Here is a 20093-nt window from a genome sequence, read left to right on the forward strand (position 1 = left end):
CGATGGACGAAGCCTGGAAGGGTGAGACCTACCATGACCGCCCCGCGCTGAAGCCGGCCGGATTCGACTGGAAGGTTGCCACCTACATCGCCGTGCTCGGCACCGCCGGCGGCGCGCAGGTGCTGGCGGCGGTGGCGCAGCGCAACGACCCCTGGGACCGTGACGGGCTGGCGCGCCGCGCCCGGCTGCTGGCGCTGGCCGGATCGGTGGTGGGCCCGGCGGTGCTGGTCGGCCATCTCAAGACGCCGAAGCGCTGGTACAACATGCTGCGGATCCTGCGCCCGAACTCACCGATGTCCTGGGGCTCCTGGCTGCTGACCGGCTTCGGGCTGGCCAGCGCGGCGACCGTGCTCGGCGATCTGCTGGGCGACCGATGGCCGCGGGCCAGGCGTCTCGCGGATTTGGCGCAGCTGCCGGCTGCGGCGACCGGCGCCGGCATGGCGGTCTATACCGCCTCCCTGTTGTCCTCAACGAGCAACCCGTTGTGGGCAGCGGCCCCGGCCCCGCTGGCGGCGCAGTTCGGCGCTGCTTCCATGGCGGGCGCCGCCTCCACCCTGGCGCTGCTGCAACGCCGCGCCGGCGAGTTGGGCAGCGCCCGCCGACTGGAAGGTTTCGGAAACGTGGCGCTGGCGGCTGAATTCCTGGCCGGCGAGGTGGCGGGTTCGCAGTGGCGCCGGGCCGGCGTTGCCGGGCCGCTCGAACAAGGCACCTCGGCGCTGCAGTATCGCGGCGGCGGCAAGGCGGTGGGCCTGGCCCTGCCGCTCGCGGCCCGCGCGCTGGGCAGCCCGGTGCTCGGCTCGCTCGCGGTGCTGGCGGGCAGCGCAATGCTGCGCAACGCCTTGCTGAAAGCCGGCGATGCCAGCAGCAAGCGCCCCGGCGACTATTTCGGCGCCACCCAGGCATGAGCGCCGAACAGGCCATTGCCGCGCTCGACCGGTTGATCGCCGCTGCGCCGCCGGCCGACCTCGACGGCGCGCGCCAGGCCTTCGAGGCGATCGTCACCCTGCGTGACCAGCTCGCCAGCCGACGCCGTGCCGGCGAGGCTGTGGCGCCTGCCCTCGCCCGGGTCAATTCGGCCCTCGCCATGACGTGGTCCGGCGCGATACCGGTTGCCGGTTTCCGCAGTGGCCGGTTGGAACGGGCCAAGGCATTGCTGGAGGGGCTGGACTGATGGCCCCGCCGCCCAGTCCCGAGGTACGGGCTCCGGCAGCCATCGCGTCCCAGGCCAGCACGGCCGGGGCGAGGAAGGCCGGGCTCGACTGGCCGGTGGTCACCGTGCTCGGGCTGCTGGCCGGCGGCTACATCGGCTTCGGCGGGCTGGTCGCCACCCTGACGCTGGCCGGCGCGGAAGATGCGATGCCTTTCGGCGCGGCGCAGCTCCTGTCCGGGCTGGCCTTCTCGCTCGGGCTCGTCCTGGTGCTGGTCGGCGGGGCGGAACTGTTCACCGGCAATACGCTGATGGTCGTCGCCTGGGCCGAGGAACGCGCCCGGTTGCGCGCCATCGCGGCAAGGCTTGGCCTGGTCTACGTCGCCAACCTGGCCGGGGCGCTGGCGGTGGCGGTGCTCGCCTTCCTTGGCGGTGTTCATCTGGCCGGCGATGGCGCGGTAGGCGCGGCGGCGCTCGCCGGCGCCCAGGACAAGGCGGCGCTGCCGCCGGGCCGCGCCTTTGCCAGCGGCATCCTCGCCAATATCCTGGTCTGCCTGGCGGTCTGGATGGCCTGGGGCGCCCGCAGCGCGGCGGACAAGGTGCTGGTCGTCATCCCGCCGGTCGCCGCCTTCGTGGCGCTCGGGCTGCAGCATTCGGTCGCCAACATGATGCTGATTCCCTGGGGCTGGCTGCTGCGCCAGCATGCCTCGGAAGATTTCTGGATGGAGGCCGGGGTCACAGCCGCCGCCTTCCCCAACCTGACGCTGGCCGGCTTCCTGGCCAATCTGGTGCCCGTCACCCTAGGCAACGTCGTCGGCGGGGCGCTGGTCGGCAGCGCCTATTGGTTTGCCTATCTCAGGGATCAGCCACAGCGCCAGCTGGCGGAGGCGGATGGGAATCGAACCCACCGTCCGCGCTGAGCAGACCCACGGTTTTGAAGACCGCGGGGGCCACCAGGCCCCTGTCGCCTCCGCGGTTTCAACCGACGCAGCGGCCGGTGGTTGCGCCGCTGACATGGCCGGAAACAAGGAAACATCGCATGCGGCGGCTGACCGCTGTACTCGCCTTCGTCCTGGGCCTTGCCCCGGTACTGGCACAGACCGCGGTGCCGGCCGGCCAGACCCGGGCCAAGGCGCTGCTCGACCGTGACGTCCATAGCGCCGACGACGTCGAGCTCGGCGAGGTCGAGGATCTGCTGACCGACGCGGATGGCTGCGTGGTCACCGCGGTGATCGAGATCGAGACGCGGCTGAGCTTCACCGCCAGATACGTGGCCGTGCCCTATGGTCAGCTCCGCCAGGGCGACCGCCGCGTGACGCTGCCGATGATCCGCGAGGAAGTCCATGCCCTGCCGGCCTTCGACTATCGCAACTGACCCGCGAGCTGCCGCAGCCCGCCACTGCGGCGGCTGAAGCCTTCGGCGTCCAGCCGTTCCAGCAACGGCACGCTGAAGCGCCGGCTGATGCCGAGCAGGGCTCCGCATTCGGAGACCGCCACCCCTTCCGGTCGCGCTGCCAGCAGGCCGGCCAAAATATGCCGCGCCTTGGCGATGGCCTCCGCGTGGAAGACCACCTCGCGCTTCTGCACCGCATCGGGGCAGCGCAGCAGCACGCCGGCCCGCAGCAGAACGCGGATTGCCTGGGCACGGCGGGGGTCCTGCGCGGCGACCGCCACCGCATCGGGTGGCGTCAGCCCGGCGGTCCGAAAGGCCGCCTCCACCGCCGCCATGGCCGCGCGGTCCTGCTCCGACAGCAGCGCCATCCGGTCGAGGCCACGCAGCCGCAGTCGCCCGGAGGCCAGCGACAAGGCGCCGCGGGCGACCAGCCGTGCAGCGATGGCGGCGCCCGGTGCCGCCGGCGGCAGGCTCGTGGCCAGCAGCGGTCCGGCCTCCGGGCCGGGGCCCATCGGATCGGCCCGCTCCGCCGCCTCGACCGCACCAAGCAGAGTCTTCTCCAGCGCTGCCAGCACCGCCTGGTGCAGCAGTGGCCCCTTGCCCAGCGGCACCGCCTCGACAGCGGCGGCATCCAGCGCCGCCGGCACCACGCCCACCAGCCGCGCCAGGCTGGCCGCATCCAGGCCCGCCGCGCCTGCCGCCCTGAGCCGCAACGCCGCGGCCGGCACCGGCGCTGCCGCGCTCATCGCCTCCAGCAGGGCGGTATCGCGGGCGCGGCGGTGCGGCGGTGCCGGGTCCAGCAGGATCCCGCCGGCGATGGTCCGCGGCGGCGATGGCAGCCGCAGCACGAAGGGTTCGCGCACCGGCAGCGCCAGCGGACGGTCGAGCCGCAGCTGCGCCACGCCCGCCTCGCCCGGCGCCAGCGCCGCCGCCCCAAGCAGCCGCAACCGTGCCCCCACCTCCGCCGTGCCGCAAAGCAGCCGCAGCGTCTCACCCTGCCGCAACGCCCGCGGCGCCGAGGCGAGCACCGTCAACCAGGCATCGAACTGTCCGGTGGGCGCAAGCAGGCCGGGTGTCGCCAGCGCCTCGCCCGGCGCCACCTCACCCCGTTCGAGCCCGCGCAGCGCGACGGCGACCCGTCGCCCGGGCGCCACCCGCTCCACCGCCTGGCCATGCACATGCAGGCCGCGGATCGTGGCGGAGCGCAGGCCGGGCAGCAGATCCACCGCATCGTCCAGTGCCAGCTCGCCCCGCCGCAACGTGCCGGTGACGACGACCCCGGCGCCGGGCAGGGTGAAGGCGCGGTCGAGCGGCAGCCAGGCGCCGCCGCTGCCCGCGCCGCCCTCCCGTGCCAGCCCGCCGAGCGCCGCCGCGAGGTCGTCGATCCCCTCGCCGGTCCGGGCCGAGGTCGGTATCACCGGCCAGGTACCAAGGCCGAGGTCGGCCAGCAGGGTACCCGCCGCAGCGGCCGCCGCGGCACGCTGCTCCGGCGTCGCCAGATCGCTGCGGGCGACGGCCACGATGCCGCGGCGGATGCCGAGCAGGGCGGCGATCTCGGCATGCTCGCGGGTCTGCGCCCGCACCCCCTCCCGCGCATCCACGACCAGCAGCGCGGCATCCATGCCGGAGGCGCCGGCGATCATGGTACGGACGAAGCGTTCATGCCCCGGCGCATCCACCAGATCCACCTCGCCGCCATCGGCCAGCGCCAACCGGGCGAAGCCGAGGGCGATGGAGATGCCGCGTGCCTTCTCCTCCGGCAGCCGGTCGGTCTCGATGCCGGTCAGGGCACGGACCAGGGCGGTCTTGCCATGGTCCACATGGCCGAGCACGGCGACGAGAGCCGTCCTCATGGCAGCGCAGCAGCCACGGCGGCGGCGGCCTCGGCGATCTCGGCCTCCGCCAGGCAGCGTGGGTCGAGCAGCAGCCGGCCACGGTCGAGCCGGCCGAGCAGCGCCGGCCGCGCCGCCCTGAGCCGCGCCGCCAGCGCCTCGGCCGGCAGTCCGGCGGGGCGCAGCGCCACCAGCGTCGTCGGCACCTCAAGCAATGGCAGGGTACCGCCGCCGGCCAACGAGGCACCGGCTTCCAGGCTGGCGCCGGCCGCCGCCGGCAGCAACGCCAGCAGCCGCGCGGCATGCCCGGCCAGCGCCTCGGGGGACATCGCCAGCATCCCGAGCGCCGGCACCGCCTCGGCCAGCCGGGCCGGGTCGCGGTAGAGCCGCAGCGTCGCCTCCAGCGCGGCCAGAGTCAGCTTGTCCGGCCGCAGCGCCCGCATCAGCGGGTGCCGGGCGCAGCGGGCGATGGCCTCCGCACGGCCGACCAGCAACCCGGCCTGCGGCCCGCCGAGCAGCTTGTCGCCGCTGGCCGCCACCACGTCGAAGCCGGCGGCGACGCTCTCGGCCAGGGTCGGCTCGCGCGGCAGGCCGAAGCGGCCGAGGTCGGCCAGCGCGCCACTGCCGAGATCCTCGATCGCCAGCAGCCCATGCTCATGCGCCAGCCCCGCCAGCGCCGCGGGCGGCACCGCCTCGGTGAAGCCGAGGATGCGGTAATTCGCCGGATGCACCCGCAGCAGCACCCGCGTCGCCGGACCTATGGCCGCGGCGAAATCCGCCAGGCGCGTCCGGTTGGTGGTGCCGACCTCGACCAGCCGGGCGCCGCCCTGGGCGATCACTTCCGGGATGCGGAAACCGCCGCCGATCTCGACCAGCTCACCGCGGGAGACGACGGCCTCGCCCCCCGCCGCCAGGGCCGAGAGCGCCAGCAGCACGGCGGCGGCGCCGTTGTTCACCACCAGCGCCGCCTCGGCGCCGGTAAGCTCGCGCAGCAGCGCGGCGCAGCCTGCATGGCGATCCCCACGGCGGCCGCTGTCGAGGTCGAGTTCGAGATTGGCATAGCCCCCGGCGAGGCCGGCGATGGCGGCCAGGGCGGCCGGCGCCAGCGGGGCCCTGCCGAGCCCGGTGTGCAGCACCACCCCGGTCGCATTCAGCACCCGCCGCAGCCCAGGCACCGGGCCGAGCGCCGCGGTCGCGGTCGCCAGGAGCCCCGCCTCGTCGCTTTCATCAGGCCGTAGCCGTGCCGCTTCCAGCGCCACCCGGAGGGCCGCCACCACGGCGGCGCGCGGATGCGCCGCCAGCAGGGCGGCACCGGCCGGTGCATCGAGCAGCCGGTGCAGCGCCGGCAGGCGGCGGCGCGGGTCGGGGCCGTCCATGCTCACGCCGCTCGCGCGCCACGGCGCCAAGCGGCGGCGACGGCCAGCGCGATGAACCCGGCCACCAGCGCGTCGGCCAGGACCGGGGTCGCGCCGCCGCTCAATGCCGCATCCGGCCGCACCACCCAGGCCAGATGCGCGAGGTGCTGTGCCACCAGCAGGCCGCCGACCGCGGCCAGCCGCCAGGGCCTCCACTGCGGCACCAGCGCCAGCCCGATTGCCGCCAGCAACGCCGGCAGCGCCAGGCCCAGCTTCACCCAGCCCCAGGCACCCGCCGACCGGCGCAGGTACCAGGCGGCCTCATGCGGCAGGTTGCCCGCATAGACCACGATGTACTGCACGAACCACAGCCACAGCGTCGCCAGGCCGAAGGTGAGCAGCGCGCGTTCCAGGCCGGTGCGGGCATCCTCATCGGGCAGGCCATGGCGCAGCGCCAGCAGCGTCGCCAGCGCGATGGCGGTGCCGGCCTGCTCGACCAGCAGCGCCAGCCCCTGCAGGCTGCCGGTCCAGGCCTGGTCGCGGGACAGCGCCCAATCCTCCATGGCGAGGCCGCCGGTCAGCACCAGCAGCAGCAACGCCGCCCCGGCCGTGCGTCCCCGCACCACCGGCCGGGCGAGCAGCCAACCAAGCCAGGCCCAGAGCAGCAGCACGGCCAGTCCGCGCAGCCGGAAGACATCGGGCTGGTACCAGCCGGAGGCATCCGGCGCGGCCGCCCAGGGATACAGCGCCGGGACCGCCAGCAGCAGCGGCAGGGCCAGCGGCAGCAGAACCGGGGCCGCGCGGGCCATGGCCGCCAGCGGCGGGCGCAGCGGCGCCAGCCAGGCCTCGCCCAGCAGATGGCCCAGCGCCAGCGCCACAAGCGCGCCGAGCGTCAGCCCGGCCGCCAGCAGGAAGCCCGGCAACCAGGCCTCAGCCCAAGGAGCAACCAGCCCGAGCATCACTCCCCCCGCAGCGCCGCGACATGCCGCGCCACCGCCCAACGCTGGCGGGGGTCCAACCGATCCGCGACCGGATGCGCCCCGGCGAGGTTCTGGGCAATGGCCGCCATGGTCCGCCCCGGATCGGCCGGCAGGGGCGGGATGGGCGGGTGGCCGCGCGCGACCACGATGCCGTCGCCGCGGCCGCCGGAGCCGTGGCAGGGGGTGCAATAGATGGCGTAGCGCCCGGCGCCCTCGGCCAGCAGCGCGGCATCCACCGGCGGCCCGGGCGGCGCCAGCGCGGCGCGGCGGGCCGCCTCGCCGCGCGGGATGGCACCTTCGGGCGGCGCGGCGGGCGGCGGTGGCTTCGGGCTTTCCGGCCAGCCGTCGCAGGCAACCAGCAGCAGCAGGAACGGCAGCGCGCGGATCATGCGGCGCGGACCACGGAAACCCGCAACGGCGCCAGCCCGCGCAGGAAGTCGAGTGCCGCCTCGGGCTCGAACAGCGGGTCCTCGGCCGACAGGTGCAGGAAGTAGCGGTCTTGGCTGGCGCGGTGGAAGCCGCGAGCGTGGAAGACCGGGTGATGCAGCCGCGGCAGCCGGTTCAGCCGCAGCATCCCGAGCAGCGCCGCCGCCGCCGCCCAGAGCACGCCGACGATATAGGCGGCGGGCAGGAAGACCGGCCAGGCATCCGGCGGCCGCCCGCCGACATTCAACGGATAGTCATGCACCGACAGGTACCAGGAGACGCCATAGGCAATTGCCGCCCCGGAGATCCCGGCCGCCGCGGCGATCCAGGCGACCGGTGCGGCCCGCGCCCCGAGCGCCTCCGCCGCTTCCGGCACCGGATGCGGCGCATGCGCATCCAGCTGCGACCAGCCGGCGGCACGGGCGGCACGGACCGCGGCAATGAGACCCTCGGCCCCGGCGAATTCGGCGATGGCGCCCTGCGGTGGCGACTGGCTCACCGTTCCTCCTCCGCGGCTTCGGCGCCTGTCTCCTCGTGACGGACCTCGAAGATCGCCACGACGGGAATGTAGCGGCCAAACAGCAGCAGGGCAGCGGCGAACAATGCGGCGCTGCCGCCCAGCAGCGCCCATTCGGCCGGGCTCGGCGCATAGGCCACGGCATGGGCCGGCAGGCGTTCCTGCAGCATCCCGCCGACCACCAGGGACCAGCGGTCGAGCCAGACGCCGGCCGCGGCCAGCAGCCCGACCGGGATAACCACCCAGGCCCGCAGCCGCAGCGCCCGCCGCCACAACAGCTGCGGCAGCAGCACCGCCAGCAGCACCGCGCCCCAATAGGCCGGCGCCCCGGCGCCGAAGGCACGGGCGGCGAAGGCGGCGCGGGTCTCGGGATCCTCCAGCAGCAGGGCGGTGATCAGCTCATGTGCATAGGCGGCGCCGGAGGCCAGGGCGGCGCAGGCCAGCAGCCGGGCCAGCAGGTCCATGTCCTCCGCATCGACGAAGCGCTCGAGCGACAGCGCCTGCCGCAGCACCGCCGCCATGGCCAGCACCACGCCGAGGCCGGAGGGCAGGCCGGTGACCACCACATGCACCGGCAGCCGCGCCTGGTGCCAGGCCGGCACCAGGGTGGTGGCGAATTCCAGCGCCACCACCGTCTGCGCCGAGAGCAGCAGCGGCAGCACCAGCGCGGCGACCAGCCGATAGGCCGCCTGGTGCCGGTGCCAATGCACGACCGAGCCGCGCCAGCCCAGGGCGAATAGCCCATAGGCCCGGGCCATCGCCCAGCGCCCCTGGGTCGCCGCCCGGTCCCGCAGGGTCGCCAGATCCGGGATCAGGCCGATGAACCAGAACAGGGAGGTGACGACGACATGCGCCATGATCCCCCAGAAGTCCCAGACCAGCGGACTGCCGAATTGCGGCCAGAGCCGGGTGGTCGCGGGATAGGGAATGGTCCAGGCAAACAGCCAGGGGCGGCCGAGGTGCAGGATGGGATAGAGCGCGGCGGCCAGCACGGCGGCCAGCGCCACCGCCTCGGCGAAGCGGTTCACCGCGGTCCGCAACCCATGCCGGCGCAGCACCAGCACCGCCGCGAAGAGGCTGGCGGCATTGGCGATACCGATCCACCAGGCATAGGCGATCAGGTCGAAGCCCCAGACATAGGGGATGTTGTTGCCCCAGATGCCGATGCCGAAAATCAGAAGCGCCGCGACCGCGCCGGCCAGCAGGGCGACGCCCGCCAGCGCCAGCAGCAACGCCACCCGGAAACTCCAGCCGCCGGGCCTCAGGGTGGCGGCGACGATGGGCGCAGTCGAGAGGCTCATGCCGTCTCGTCCGGTACGACCTGCGCCAGATAGGTGGTGCGCGGCCGGGTGCCGAGATGGCCCAACAGGGCGTAGCTGCGGCCATCCCGGCGCAACGCCGCGACGGCGCTGCCCGGCGCGTTCAGGTCACCGAAGGTGATGGCCTGGGTCGGGCAGGCCCGCTGGCAGGCGGTCTCGACCTCCCCATCCCGCAAGGCGCGGCCCTCGAGTCCGGCCCGGGTTCGCGCCGCGGTGATCCGGTGGCTGCAATAGGTGCATTTTTCCATCACGCCCCGCGGCCTCAGCGCCACCTCCGGGTTGCGGCGTGGCGTGTCCAGCGCCCGGCGGTGGTCGTTCCAGTTGAAGCGGCGGACCTTGTAGGGGCAGTTGTTGGAACAGGTGCGGGTGCCGACGCAGCGGGCATGCACCATCACGTTCAGCCCCTCGTTGTCGTGCACCGTGGCATTCACCGGGCAGACCGGCTCGCAGGGCGCCTGCTCGCATTGCATGCAGGGCACCGGCTGGAAGCTGGCGGCGGCCGGTTCGGGAGCCGCGCTGTCGTAGCGGTCCACCCGCAGCCAATGCATGCCGCGACCGCGTGCCAGTTCCTCCGGCCCGACGATGGGAACGTTGTTCTCCGCTTGGCAGGCGACCGCGCAGGCATTGCAGCCGATGCAGGCATCGACGTCGATCGCCATGGCCCAGGCGCGGCCTTCGTAGGGCCAGGGCGGATGCAGCGAGGTTCCGGGCACCATCGGCGCCAGCGCCTCCCCGGGGTGCAACCGCGGCACCGCCCCGGCCTCGTCCAGACGGTGATGCGAATCGGTGGCGGCCAGCGCGGCGCGGCGGCCGGTGGCCCGCACGATCAGGCCGGGCGCGGTCCAGGCGCCATCCGCCGGACGCAGCCGGTTGGCATCGAAGCCGCGCCCGGTGCCGACCGCACCGCCCGCCTGCCGTCCGCCGCCGAGCGGCAGGGTGACGCAGCCCGGCGCATGGCCCGGCACCGGCCAGCAGGCGGCGAGCACCTGGCGGCCGTCCAGCGTCAGCTCTGCCTCGTCGCCCGGCGCCAAGCCGAGGGTCGCAGCGGTCAGCGGATCGAACAGGGCGGCATTGCCCCAGGCGAGGCCGGTCAGCGGGCGTGGCATTTCCTGCAGCCAGGCATTCTGCGCCTCGGCCCGCAGGCCTGGATCGGCGGCGAAGATTGCGGTCAGGGCGGCGGCGGGAGGCGTCTCGCCCGGCCGGTCCCAATTGGGGCGCAAGGTGGGGGCGATGGCCGGGGCGGGCTCGCCGGCGACGCCGGCCTCCAGGGCCGCGGCCCAGCGGGCGTCGAAGCCCGCCTCGCCCCAGGCGGCACGCCAGGTGACGGCCACCGCCTCGCGCGCCGGAAGCGGGGGTCCCAGCAAGGCGCCGAGCAACTCCGCCTCGCCGCGTGCCGCTTCGACCAGCGGCAGCGTGACCGGCTGGCGGATCGCCGGGGTGCCGTCATAAGCGCGGGAATCGCCCCAGGCCTCCAGCGGATGCGGCAGCGGCACATGCCAGCGGCAGCGATGCGCAGTCTCATCCACCCAGCACCCGGCATGCAGCGTGAACGCGACCTGGCGCAGTGCCCCGGCAAAGCCCAGCGCCGCCGGCGCCTCGGCCACTGGATTGGCGCCGAGCACCAGCAGATGCGTCACCTCCCCCGCCGCCATGGCCGCGGTCAGGGCAAGGAGCGAAGCGGCCATCGGCTCCGGCCGGGCCAGTGGCGGGGTGGCCAGCCGCAGCGCAGTCCCTGGCGTGCCGAGCATCTGGTTCATCGCATGCGCCAGTGCATGCACCGCCGGCGGCTGACCACGCCCCGCAAGCACCAGCCCGACCGGGCCGGCATCGCGCAGCGCAGCCGCAATCCCTGCCGCCTCCGGATGCGTCTCCGCCCGGACCAGGCCAGGCAGGCCGAGCGCAGCGGCGACGGCGCGGGCAAAGCCCTCGGCCTCGGCCGGCTGCAACGGGATGCGGCGATCGGCGCGGGCCCCGGTCAGGCTGGGCGAGGCCTCCGCGACGAAGAGCCTGGGCATCCGGCCACCAGCCCGGCCTTCCCGGCGCCCGGTGATCCAGTCCCGTGCCTGACGAAGCTGCGCCGGGCCCGGCCCCAGTGGATCGGCACCGAGGCAGAGGACCACCTTCGCCTGGGCAAGGTCCGGCAGCAGGGCGACCGGCTGGCCGAAGGCCGCCATGGCACCCGCCAGTGCCGCGTCATCGGCCAGCGGATCATGCTGATGCCACTGGGCAGCGGGATAGGCCGCCAGGATCTCGCCGATCAGCCGCGCCAGGGTCGGCGAGGCGATGGGCCCGGTCAGCAGCCGCAGCCCGGCGCCGCCCGCCGGCAGCAGCATGGCGCGAGCCTCGGCCAGGGCCGTGTCGAGCTCGGCCGGGGGGCGCGATGCGCCATCCCGGCGGATGCGGCGGGACCGCTCCGGATCGTGCAGCGAGAGCACCGCGGCCTCGGCGAAGATATCGGTCGCGCCGAGGCTGGCCGGGTGCTGCGGATTGCCCTCCAGCTTCACCGCATGTCCGGCCCGGGTGCGGACCAGCACGCCGCGGCCCAGCCCTTCCAGGTCGAGCACGGTGGCATAGCTTGCATCCTCTGCCGCCACGCCGCGCGGGCGGGCATGCAGCGGATGGCCGTGCTCGTCCGGACCGTCGCAGCCGGCGGCGGCCAAGGCGATGGAGGCGCCCATCAACAGCACGTCGCGGCGGCCGGCGGTATCGTCTGGCATCAGCGGTGGCACGTCGAGCAGCGGGTCAGTGGCGACACCTCGATCCCCCCATGCCTCACCGGCTGAGCGGCAAGGCCGAAAGGCCGGTCGGGCGGCGCCCCCCCGGCCGGGACACGTTCGAAGACCTGTTCGGCCGGACCTTGGCGAGCACCCGGGTTGCGGTGACAATCGAGGCACCAACCCATGGACAGCGTCTCCGCCTTGACCGTCCGTGGCATCTCCCAGACGGGGCCATGGCAGGTCTGGCAGGTGACGCCGGACTGCACATGGGCAGCGTGGTGGAAACGGACATGGTCCGGCAGGCGATGGACCGAGGACCATTCGACCGGCATGCCCCGCGCCAGGGCGGTGGCCAGCGGGGCGAATTGCGGGGCCACGTTCCAGACCCGGCTGTGACAACCGAGGCAAGTCTCGGCAGTCGGCATCCCGGCATCGGCCGCCTTCTCGACACCGGCATGGCAGAAGCGGCAATCGAGGCCGAGTCCACCGGCATGAACGGCATGGCTGAAAGGGATCGGCTGCGCCGCCGGCTTACCTATGGCCCAGGCGGCACCGGAACGGGCATAGGCGATGCCGACCGCCAGGATCAGCAGGAGCATCGACGCCCCGATGACCAGCGCCAGACGCAGCCGACGGTCCGACCTGGGAGAGAAGATCTGCGGCATGCTGTTCCGGCACCTGCGACCGCCGGCTAACGCGAGCGGCACCGCAAAGTTTACCGATTGTTCATTTAGCTCGAATTTCTGCTGTCATGCCCGATGGCGAGCCAGGATTCCAGTCCGCGGCGACACGCTTCGATGGTCTGGCCTAGAAAGTCGGCAGGAAGCAAAATCCGACCGGTACGTCGCATGCTTGGCCTTGCCGAAGCAGCATCCCAATCGGCGGCTGCCTAATCCTGCTTCTTGGACGCCGCCTGGCGGATCGCTTCGGCCAAGGCCGCCGGTGCGAAGGGCTTCTCCAGAAACCGCTCGTGGCGTCGTAACGGGTATTGTTCAGCCTCCGCCACGGTCCCGCTGATGAGAATGACGCCGACCTCCGGATGCCGCGCACGGGCCACGTCAGCCAGATCGAATCCACTCAATCCATCGCCGAGGCTGATATCGGTGACGAGCACATCGGGCACCTGGCCTGCACCCAACAGAATGAGCGCATCTTCCGCATTCGCCAGGCCATTCACCTCGATACCTGCCTCGCTCAGCGTATCGGATAAGGTCATGCGAAGCAGCGCGTCATCTTCTATGAGCAGAACCTGCATCGCCGCCTCCCCTTCGTTCTTCAAGTCATCGCAACCCAACGGTCCATACGGACCGCAGATGAGCCACGGGGCAAATTACGATCCGGCCAGCAGACCGCCGGACTGCACGGGCAAGGCATTTTCCGCGACCATCGCATCCGTCCTTCCGCTTCAGCGTTGGCCAGGCGTGGAGGGTCACGATGCTGGCAAATCTAGGTCCGCGCGTCGCGTGAAGGATAGTCGATCACGGTGGCCAGACTGGTCAGGCGGCGCGGTCGCGGCCCTGCTGGGTGCGATCATGGTTGTCGGGCTTTTCGGCCTGGCACCGCTCAATCCCCAAAACCAAGGTTGGCTGCTGGCAGGTCCCCTGGGGCCCGATCCCGTCCAGCTCTGGCTCGGCTGGACTTATTTCAAAAGCGGGCCCTGGCTGATGCCGCCCGGTGCGAATCCCGCCTATGGCATCGAGCTCGGCACCGCGATCTATTTCGCCGATGCCATCCCTCTGCTGGCACTGGTGCTGAAAGCGACCCGAAGCCTGGGCGACGTTCCACAATATGTCGGCCCCTGGCTGCTGGCATGCGGCATCCTTCAGGCCGTGCTGGGATGGCGCCTCATCGGTCTGGCGACCTCCGATCCCTTGGCCCGCCTCTGCGGTGCCGGGCTGATGCTGCTGCAGCCCATGCTCATCAACCGCATGGCGGGGCACACGCCGCTTGCCGGCCAATGGACGATCCTGGCGGCGCTGTTCCTGGCCTGTGGCCCGAGCCATGGCCGCCGCACGATGCTCGCCTGGGTCATGCTCCTCGCGGTCACGAGCCTGATCCATTCCTATCTCTTGGCGATGGTCCTGCCGCTCTGGGCCGCGGATTGGCTACGGCGGTCACGCAGCCGCGGCGCCGTGATCGAGCTGGCCGCAGCCCCGCTGGCCGTCGGCCTCGCCTTGTGGTGCGGCGGCTTCTTCCTGTTGCGAGGCGGCTTTGCCAGCGGACCCGGACATGAGTCCGGAGGCTATGGAAGCTGGAACTTCGACCTGCTGGCCTTTCTCGATGGGGGCGCTTGGTCGGCCCTGTTGCCGAACCTGCCGGATCCGGGCCATTGGGAAGCCGGCAGCAGCTATCTGGGGCTTGGAGTCTTGGTCTTGGTGGCCTTCGGCCTCGTTGCCCTGGCGCGGCGCCCGATCGGCCTGCCGCACCGGCTATGGCCGCTGCTGACAATCCTGCTTGCCCTGCTCGCCTTTGCCGTGACGCCGCATGTCACGATCGGTGGCAGGGGCGGCACGCTTATCGCCCTGCCAAGCTGGATGCTCTCGATCGGCGGAGCCTTGCGCAATTCCGAACGGATGGTCTGGCCTCTCGCCTATGCCTTGATCCTCGCGGCCATCGCGCTCACCCACCGGGCCTGGGGTGGCCGCAGAACCGGATGGCTGCTGCTGGGCCTGCTGGCGATCCAGGTCGTGGATCTCTGGCCTGGCCTTTCCAGGCGACATGCCCTTGTCGCAGACGCGCCGGCCGGAATCCCGAAGCGGCTGTTCGATCCCTTCTGGGACGAAGCAGAGCGGCATTACCACCAGGTCCGTGCCGCTCCAGCGGCGAACATGGGCCAGGGCTGGGAATCGATCGCGCGCTTCGCGGCACTCGCCGGGATGCCGACGGATTCGATCTATATGGCCAGGGTCAATGACGCGGCGCTGGTCGAGTTGCGGCGCAAGGTCGCAGCGGACCTGGAGTCGGGCCGCTATGAGCCGGGGACCCTTTACGTGCTGCGGGATGCTGAAAGCCTGTCCCTGGCACGGCAATCCCTGGATCCCGCCCGCGATGCCATCCTGCAGGCGGATGACTACTGGGTCCTGGCGCCCGGCTGGCTTTCACGCGGTATCGCCGCCCACGATTAGCCCGGAAGGCGCAGTCCCGGTTTCGGCTGACAGGTGGAACCACAACATCCGATGGCAGTTTCCGGTCCTGCAGGAGGTGCATCATGCCCCGTGGAGACAAGTCGAGCTACACCGACAAGCAAAAGCGCCAGGCCGAGCATATCGAAGCCAGCTACGAAAGCCGCGGCATGCCGGAGAAGGAAGCCGAACGTCGCGCCTGGGTGACGGTCAACAAGGACACCGGAGGCGGCAACAAAAGCGGTTCCGGCAGAGGCGTCCCGGATTCCCATAGCGCCTCGGAGCGAGGCGGCGAGCGTGGCGGCAAGGCCGCCGCAGAGCGCAGCCCCGCTGATCGCTCGGCCTCGGCGAAAAAAGCCGCCGCGACGCGCAAGCGCAATGCCGAGGCACGAACCCAGCATTGATTGGTAGGGGCGGCGGGATTCGAACCCGCACGGGCTCGCGCCCGAGGGATTTTAAGTCCCTTCCGGCTACCATTTCGGCACGCCCCCGCTACGCTGCCCTTACCACAACTCTGCGGCAGCCGCGACGCTACCGCATACAGCGCAGGAAAACCGTCGAGGGATGGGCCACTTCCCCCACCTCGGCGGCACTGCGCGGTGCCGCGCCGGTCGGTGCCATGCGCGGCTGCACGCCATTCGCACGGAGGAATTCCAACGCCTCCGTCCCCTTCACTGCAAAATTGACGTTCTGCGGAATATCGCCCGTGCTCTGGGCAATCCGCTGGGCATTCAGCTTCGACACCACGACACCCATGACATTGCCGCCGAGGTCCAGCAACGGCCCGCCGGAATTCCCCGGCTGCACCGGCGCGCTGATCTGAAATTGGGTTTGGTTGTCCCGCATCCCGCCCAATGCGGAAACCTCGCCCGTCGTCAGCGTCGGGCCGGACGACAGCAACCCGGCCAGGGGAAAGCCATAGGTCACCACCCCCTCACCGCGCCGGACATCGGGTCCGCTCCGAAAGCTGAGCACCGGCCCCGGGTCGCCCTGGACCGTCAGCAGGGCCAGGTCGCGCTGCTGATCCATGGCCGCCACCCGTGCCGTCAGTTCGCTGCCGGTGGAGGTCCGGACCCGCATCTCGGTACAGCCATTGGCGACGTGGTGATTGGTCAGCAACCGCCCCGGCGCCACGACGAATCCGGTGCCGGAGGATACCGCCCGGCCCCCACCCGGCGCGCCGCCAAAAGGCCCGCTTCCCGGCGGCAGGGGCGGTGGCTTGGTGCCACTGCCATTCTGCGCTTCCGGCGGCGGCAGTGCCGGCCGCGCCTGCGGCTGCACACGGGGCGATTGCGGCCCGACCAGGGGCGGCGGCTTTCCCCCGGGCGGCATGGGCTCCACCCCCAGGGGCGGCGGCTTCGGCTGTGCCAGGGCAGTGCCCGCCAGGCCGCAGCCCGAAAGCATCGTACAGGTCGCAAGCAACAGAGGCAGGTTACGCATGGCGTGAGCCTGCCGGGGCCGAATGGTTCCGGTCAACAGCCGTCCTCGACCATGGCAGTCACAGTCAGAGCAACCCCTCCCGGCGGAAGGAGGTCTGGCGGCCGTTGCCGATGATCAGGTGGTCATGCAGCACGATTCCGAAGACCGCGGCCGCCGCCTTGATCTCACCGGTCATCTCGATATCCGCCCGGGACGGCGTCGGATCGCCGCTCGGGTGGTTATGCACCAAGATCATCGCCGTCGCCTGCAACTCGAGCGCCCGCTTGACCACCTCACGCGGATAGATCGGCGTGTGGTTCACCGTGCCGCGGCCGAGGACCTCGTCAGCCAGCAGCCGGTTCCGGGTATCGAGGAAGAGCACATGCACTTCCTCGACCGCCGCACGGGCAATATGCGCCGTCAGGTAGTCGATCAGCTTGTCCCAGGAATTGAGGACATTCCGGTTGTGGACTTCCGCCCCCGCCAGTCGCAATGCCGCGGCATGCACCGTCTTCAAGGCCGCCGCCCCGGCGTCCTTGATCCCCTCGACCTGGCGCAAGTCCGTCAATGGTGCGGCGATGGCATTGGCAAAGCTGCCGAAGCGGCTCAGCAGCGCCCTGGCGATCGGCTTGGTGTCCTGGCGCGGCAGGGCCAGGAACAGCACCATTTCCATCAACTCGTAATCCGCCAGAGCCGTCGGCCCGGAGAGAAGAAGCTTCTGCCGCATGCGTTCACGATGGCCGAGATGCCCGGGCGCCGGCGGCGGAGCGACCACCCGCGCGCGGCCCAATCCTCGCTCCGGCCCTTCGCCCACCACGCTGGTTTGCGGCATTTCCAATTGCAGCCCGCCCAGACCGACCTCGGCCAGGCCATTCCGGCCTTCAGCTCTGCGCATCGCCCGATGCCTTACAGGAACGATTGGAAGATGATGCGGACCCGCATAGAATCCAAGGGCGAAATTGCCTCGAGGCCGTCGGATCGGGTGCGAATTCGGACTGCCTTCTGGTAGTCCTCAATGAATTCAAATCCGTCTTCGATACATTCCAAGTATTATTTGAAGTCCTGGCTTCCGTCTCTGCCTCAGCTGCCGAAGACGACCCGCCCCATGATTCGCCCCGGCATCAGCGTGAAGCCACCGGCAATCACCAAGGCTCCCAGGAACAATGCCAGCATGGATATGCGATGCGGCCTGATCCGGCCTCGCCGGGCATGCATCACCCCGAGCGGCAGCACCAGCAGCACGATCAGCGCCATCCCATGGACCCAGGACCATGCCCCCGCCGACCGCGCCGAGGAAATGCCGAGCGAGCTTACGGCCACCACCGCCATCAGCCCTACCCAGACCCAGCCGAGCTGCCGATGCAATGCCGTGCCTTTGCCTCCCGCGAGTTGCCACAGCCCGGTGCCGAGGGCGCCAAGCGCTGCAAGGGCATGAAGCTGCACCAGCACGGGAGCAGCCAGCAACGGCGCCAGGGTCATGGGCCACCTATGTAAATGTGTTGTACATTTACATATGATCCTGAGCAAAACGGGTCAAGCCCGTTCTGCTACCGGTCAGCTTTGGTAAGGCGGCCGATGCAGACCCGCCGGAGAGAGGGTGAAGATCTCCGCCCCCGTCTCCGTCACCCCGATCATGTGTTCGAACTGCGATGACAGGCTGCGGTCCCGCGTGACCGCTGTCCAGCCATCGTCGAGGATCTTCACCTCCGGGCGGCCAGCATTCACCATCGGCTCGATGGTGAAGAACATGCCGGCTTTGAGCACAGGCCCCTCGCCCGGCCGGCCGAAGTGCAGGACATTCGGCGGTTCATGGAAGCGCCTGCCGATCCCATGGCCGCAGAAGTCCCGCACCACGGAAAAGCGGTGCCGCTCCACGAAAACCTGGATGGCATGGCCCACGTCGCCCAGGGTCGCTCCCGGCTTCACCGCCTCGAGGCCACGCATCATCGAATCATAGGTCACGTCCAGCAGCAGCCGCGCCTTGGTCGAAGCCGTGCCGGCTACGTACATGCGGCTGGTATCGCCGTGCCAGCCATCGAGGATCACGGTGACATCGATATTGATGATATCGCCATCCGCCAGCACCCGCTCACCGGGAATGCCATGGCAGACGACATGGTTGATCGACGTGCAGATCGATTTGGGATAGCCACGGTAGCCCAGCGGGGCCGGGAACGCACCCTGGGCCAGGATATGCTCGTGGCAGATGCGGTCGAGCTCAGCCGTCGTCACGCCAGGGCGGACATGCGGCGTAATCAGGTCCAGGGTTTCGGCAGCCAAGTGGCCGGCGCGGCGCATACCCGCGAAATCCTCGGGGGTATGCAGGGTGATGCGGCGTCCGTCGCCGCCTTGCTGATCCATGGGGTCCGGTTGTCTCTGCATGCAGCTTCAACCTCTAAGATGCTCGCGGGGCGCCCCAGGTGCAAGACCACGGCGCAGTCCCGGTCCTGCGAGCGGTCCTAGCTGCCGGCCTTCTCGCCGGCGCTTCGCTCCGCCACGCCCAGCGCATCCGCCAGCCTGGCGGTCGCGCTGCCGGGCCGGGCTGGCCGGCTCTGGCTCTCATGCGGAGCCCAACCGGTCATGACCAGCAGCCGCAGCGTTGCCGGGATGCCCTCCGCCCCCTGGGGCAAGGCTGCCATTGCCATCGGCAGCAATGCCCGTGGCGGCACGCGTCCGTCCCGTGCCAGCACCGCATTCGCCTCGCCCGCCGCACGCAGGTCCTGCAACAGTGCCAGGGGTGTGCGGTAGCGGATCGGCAGCGCCTCGGCATCCGCGACCGGCAGGGCGAAGCCGGCCCGCTGCAGCAGCCCCGCCAGGTCCCGCAATTCGGGAAAGGGCGAAACCCGCGGCGACAGTCCCCCGCGCAGCGCACTCTCGGCACCGGCAAGTGCCTCCCGGAGCTCCTGCAGGGTGCCCAGCCCGGGCAGGGAGGCCAGGAAAAGCCCGTCAGGGCGCAGGACCCGGCGGATCTGCACCAGCGCACCCGGCAGGTCGTTCACCCAATGCAGCGACAGATTGGCCACGATCAGGTCGAAGCTGTCCGGAGCGAAGGGCAGAACCTCCTCATCCCCGGCCAGGGCAAGGCCGCCGGCGCCGGCGGCCATCCGCGCCGAGAGATCCATCGATACGATGAAGGGAATGCCCCGCGCCTGCAGCAGGGGCGCCACCACCCCGCGGCCACCGATCTCCAGCGCCCGCGTGAATACCCGGGTCGTATCGTCCAACCGGTCGAGCAGTCGATCCGCCGCAGCCTCCAGCAGGGGCGCGATGCGCGACACCGTGGCGGCGGCACGGTCACGCCGCAGGCGGACCAATCGGCGGTCGAAGACCTCGATCGGGCCTTCGGTCTGGGACTTTCTCATGCCAGGGAGTTAGGGACTCGCCCGGCCGCTGTCACGGGGCGCGCAGCGCTGCCAGGATGCCGCTGGCGAAGGCCCGGGCATCGGCCGGTGCGGGATCACGTTCGGGCATGGTCACCCGCAGCCGCAGGATCCCGCCACCGATCCCGCCGGCACAGAGCAGTCCCTGCACCCTTTCCCGTCCATAGACCCCCTGGGTGGCGGCGCACCGAAGTCCGGCATCAAGGGTGAAGCGATCGTCTTCCTGCAACCGCCGCTGCGGCAGCGGCCGTGTCGCGTCCTGGACCAGTGCAGCGAAGGCAGCCTCGACCGCCGTCCCTTCCGCGCCCTCCGCCAGGCTGGTGCCCGGCAGCCGATACAGTTCCACGCTCGCCCCGGCCGCAGTGCGGCCCATGGTGCGATAGCCGGTCTCCCGGCCGTCGTCGCCCTGCGTCAGGTTCGTGGTCGCGCCCCGATGAAAGCCGGCAACCTCAGGCGGCAAGCGGCCTGTCAGTTCCGCGACCGGCA

General features: G+C 71.4%; 21 protein-coding genes and 2 tRNA genes. 6 read left to right on the forward strand and 17 right to left on the reverse strand.

The features are described 5' to 3' along the window. Positions 1 to 2 precede the first annotated feature (2 nt). From nrfD (AC0IW9_RS08110) to AC0IW9_RS08120, 3 genes are read left to right on the forward strand one after another with little or no spacing between them, the layout of a single operon-like run. Positions 3 to 905 carry an NrfD/PsrC family molybdoenzyme membrane anchor subunit gene (gene nrfD / locus AC0IW9_RS08110; RefSeq protein ID WP_471647716.1) on the forward strand — a complete coding sequence of 301 codons (903 nt, stop codon included), beginning with the start codon at positions 3 to 5 and terminating at the stop codon, positions 903 to 905. Continuing rightward, entirely contained in the window at positions 902 to 1171 is a 270-nt protein-coding gene (locus AC0IW9_RS08115; protein ID WP_471647717.1) for a hypothetical protein, read from the forward strand. Before nrfD (AC0IW9_RS08110) ends, AC0IW9_RS08115 begins: the two co-directional genes overlap by 4 nt. Next, positions 1171 to 2067: a formate/nitrite transporter family protein gene (locus tag AC0IW9_RS08120; protein WP_471647718.1), complete on the forward strand. Its 897-nt coding sequence runs from the start codon at positions 1171 to 1173 to the stop codon at positions 2065 to 2067. The genes AC0IW9_RS08115 and AC0IW9_RS08120 overlap by 1 nt, the downstream gene beginning before the upstream one ends. Here the strand turns inward: AC0IW9_RS08120 and AC0IW9_RS08125 are convergent. Further along, positions 2027 to 2119 (reverse strand) — tRNA-Sec (locus AC0IW9_RS08125). The genes AC0IW9_RS08120 and AC0IW9_RS08125 overlap by 41 nt on opposite strands. Before the next feature lie 67 nt (positions 2120 to 2186). On the opposite strand from AC0IW9_RS08125, the gene AC0IW9_RS08130 reads away from it, so the two are divergent. Then, positions 2187 to 2522: a PRC-barrel domain-containing protein gene (locus AC0IW9_RS08130; protein ID WP_471647719.1), complete on the forward strand. Its 336-nt coding sequence runs from the start codon at positions 2187 to 2189 to the stop codon at positions 2520 to 2522. Here AC0IW9_RS08130 and selB read toward each other — a convergent pair. The 9 genes from selB to AC0IW9_RS08175 form a co-directional block, all read right to left on the reverse strand. Beyond that, positions 2510 to 4393 carry a selenocysteine-specific translation elongation factor gene (selB, locus tag AC0IW9_RS08135; protein WP_471647720.1) on the reverse strand — a complete coding sequence of 628 codons (1884 nt, stop codon included), beginning with the start codon at positions 4391 to 4393 and terminating at the stop codon, positions 2510 to 2512. The genes AC0IW9_RS08130 and selB overlap by 13 nt on opposite strands. Further along, on the reverse strand, positions 4390 to 5748 hold the full coding sequence (gene selA, locus AC0IW9_RS08140) for an L-seryl-tRNA(Sec) selenium transferase (RefSeq protein WP_471647721.1): 1359 nt from the start codon (positions 5746 to 5748) through the stop codon (positions 4390 to 4392). Before selA ends, selB begins: the two co-directional genes overlap by 4 nt. Before the next feature lie 2 nt (positions 5749 to 5750). Then, entirely contained in the window at positions 5751 to 6650 is a 900-nt protein-coding gene (locus AC0IW9_RS08145) for a hypothetical protein (RefSeq protein ID WP_471647722.1), read from the reverse strand. 35 nt (positions 6651 to 6685) lie between these two features. Continuing rightward, positions 6686 to 7096 (reverse strand): c-type cytochrome, encoded by a 411-nt coding sequence (locus AC0IW9_RS08150; RefSeq protein ID WP_471647723.1) that lies wholly within the window; start codon positions 7094 to 7096, stop codon positions 6686 to 6688. Further along, entirely contained in the window at positions 7093 to 7632 is a 540-nt protein-coding gene (locus tag AC0IW9_RS08155; protein ID WP_471647724.1) for a quinol:electron acceptor oxidoreductase subunit ActD, read from the reverse strand. The genes AC0IW9_RS08150 and AC0IW9_RS08155 overlap by 4 nt, the downstream gene beginning before the upstream one ends. Continuing rightward, positions 7629 to 8951 carry an NrfD/PsrC family molybdoenzyme membrane anchor subunit gene (gene nrfD / locus AC0IW9_RS08160; RefSeq protein WP_471647725.1) on the reverse strand — a complete coding sequence of 441 codons (1323 nt, stop codon included), beginning with the start codon at positions 8949 to 8951 and terminating at the stop codon, positions 7629 to 7631. The genes AC0IW9_RS08155 and nrfD (AC0IW9_RS08160) overlap by 4 nt, the downstream gene beginning before the upstream one ends. Next, the gene (locus tag AC0IW9_RS08165; RefSeq protein WP_471647726.1) at positions 8948 to 11686 is read right to left on the reverse strand and encodes a 4Fe-4S dicluster domain-containing protein; all 2739 of its coding nucleotides are present in this window, start codon (positions 11684 to 11686) and stop codon (positions 8948 to 8950) included. Before AC0IW9_RS08165 ends, nrfD (AC0IW9_RS08160) begins: the two co-directional genes overlap by 4 nt. Then, positions 11686 to 12351 carry a cytochrome c3 family protein gene (locus AC0IW9_RS08170; protein WP_471647727.1) on the reverse strand — a complete coding sequence of 222 codons (666 nt, stop codon included), beginning with the start codon at positions 12349 to 12351 and terminating at the stop codon, positions 11686 to 11688. The genes AC0IW9_RS08165 and AC0IW9_RS08170 overlap by 1 nt, the downstream gene beginning before the upstream one ends. 224 nt (positions 12352 to 12575) lie before the next feature. Beyond that, positions 12576 to 12941 carry a response regulator gene (locus AC0IW9_RS08175; protein WP_471647728.1) on the reverse strand — a complete coding sequence of 122 codons (366 nt, stop codon included), beginning with the start codon at positions 12939 to 12941 and terminating at the stop codon, positions 12576 to 12578. A 58-nt stretch (positions 12942 to 12999) separates the two neighbouring features. On the opposite strand from AC0IW9_RS08175, the gene AC0IW9_RS08180 reads away from it, so the two are divergent. Next, positions 13000 to 14811, forward strand: a complete 1812-nt coding sequence (locus AC0IW9_RS08180) for a DUF6311 domain-containing protein (RefSeq protein WP_471647729.1) — start codon at positions 13000 to 13002, stop codon at positions 14809 to 14811. Between the two features lie 83 nt (positions 14812 to 14894). Further along, on the forward strand, positions 14895 to 15212 hold the full coding sequence (locus AC0IW9_RS08185; protein WP_471647730.1) for a plasmid stabilization protein: 318 nt from the start codon (positions 14895 to 14897) through the stop codon (positions 15210 to 15212). Between the two features lies 1 nt (position 15213). Here the strand turns inward: AC0IW9_RS08185 and AC0IW9_RS08190 are convergent. The 7 genes from AC0IW9_RS08190 to AC0IW9_RS08220 all read right to left on the reverse strand — a co-directional run bounded on the left by AC0IW9_RS08190 (position 15214) and on the right by AC0IW9_RS08220 (position 20067). After that, positions 15214 to 15299, reverse strand: a tRNA-Leu gene (locus AC0IW9_RS08190). A 40-nt stretch (positions 15300 to 15339) separates the two neighbouring features. Then, positions 15340 to 16248: a S1C family serine protease gene (locus tag AC0IW9_RS08195; protein WP_471647731.1), complete on the reverse strand. Its 909-nt coding sequence runs from the start codon at positions 16246 to 16248 to the stop codon at positions 15340 to 15342. Between the two features lie 64 nt (positions 16249 to 16312). Next, positions 16313 to 17122 carry a RadC family protein gene (gene radC / locus AC0IW9_RS08200; RefSeq protein WP_471647732.1) on the reverse strand — a complete coding sequence of 270 codons (810 nt, stop codon included), beginning with the start codon at positions 17120 to 17122 and terminating at the stop codon, positions 16313 to 16315. A 185-nt stretch (positions 17123 to 17307) separates the two neighbouring features. Beyond that, positions 17308 to 17706, reverse strand: coding sequence for a DUF2306 domain-containing protein (locus tag AC0IW9_RS08205; protein WP_471647733.1), 399 nt, complete (start codon positions 17704 to 17706; stop codon positions 17308 to 17310). Between the two features lie 75 nt (positions 17707 to 17781). Continuing rightward, positions 17782 to 18588, reverse strand: a complete 807-nt coding sequence (gene map, locus AC0IW9_RS08210; RefSeq protein WP_471647734.1) for a type I methionyl aminopeptidase — start codon at positions 18586 to 18588, stop codon at positions 17782 to 17784. A gap of 98 nt (positions 18589 to 18686) precedes the next feature. Beyond that, complete coding sequence (locus AC0IW9_RS08215; RefSeq protein WP_471647735.1) at positions 18687 to 19589, reverse strand: methyltransferase domain-containing protein; 903 nt, start codon at positions 19587 to 19589, stop codon at positions 18687 to 18689. A gap of 31 nt (positions 19590 to 19620) precedes the next feature. Further along, positions 19621 to 20067 (reverse strand): hypothetical protein, encoded by a 447-nt coding sequence (locus AC0IW9_RS08220; protein ID WP_471647736.1) that lies wholly within the window; start codon positions 20065 to 20067, stop codon positions 19621 to 19623. Positions 20068 to 20093: the final 26 nt, after the last annotated feature.

The sequence above is a fragment of the Belnapia sp. AC561 genome (assembly GCF_979252845.1).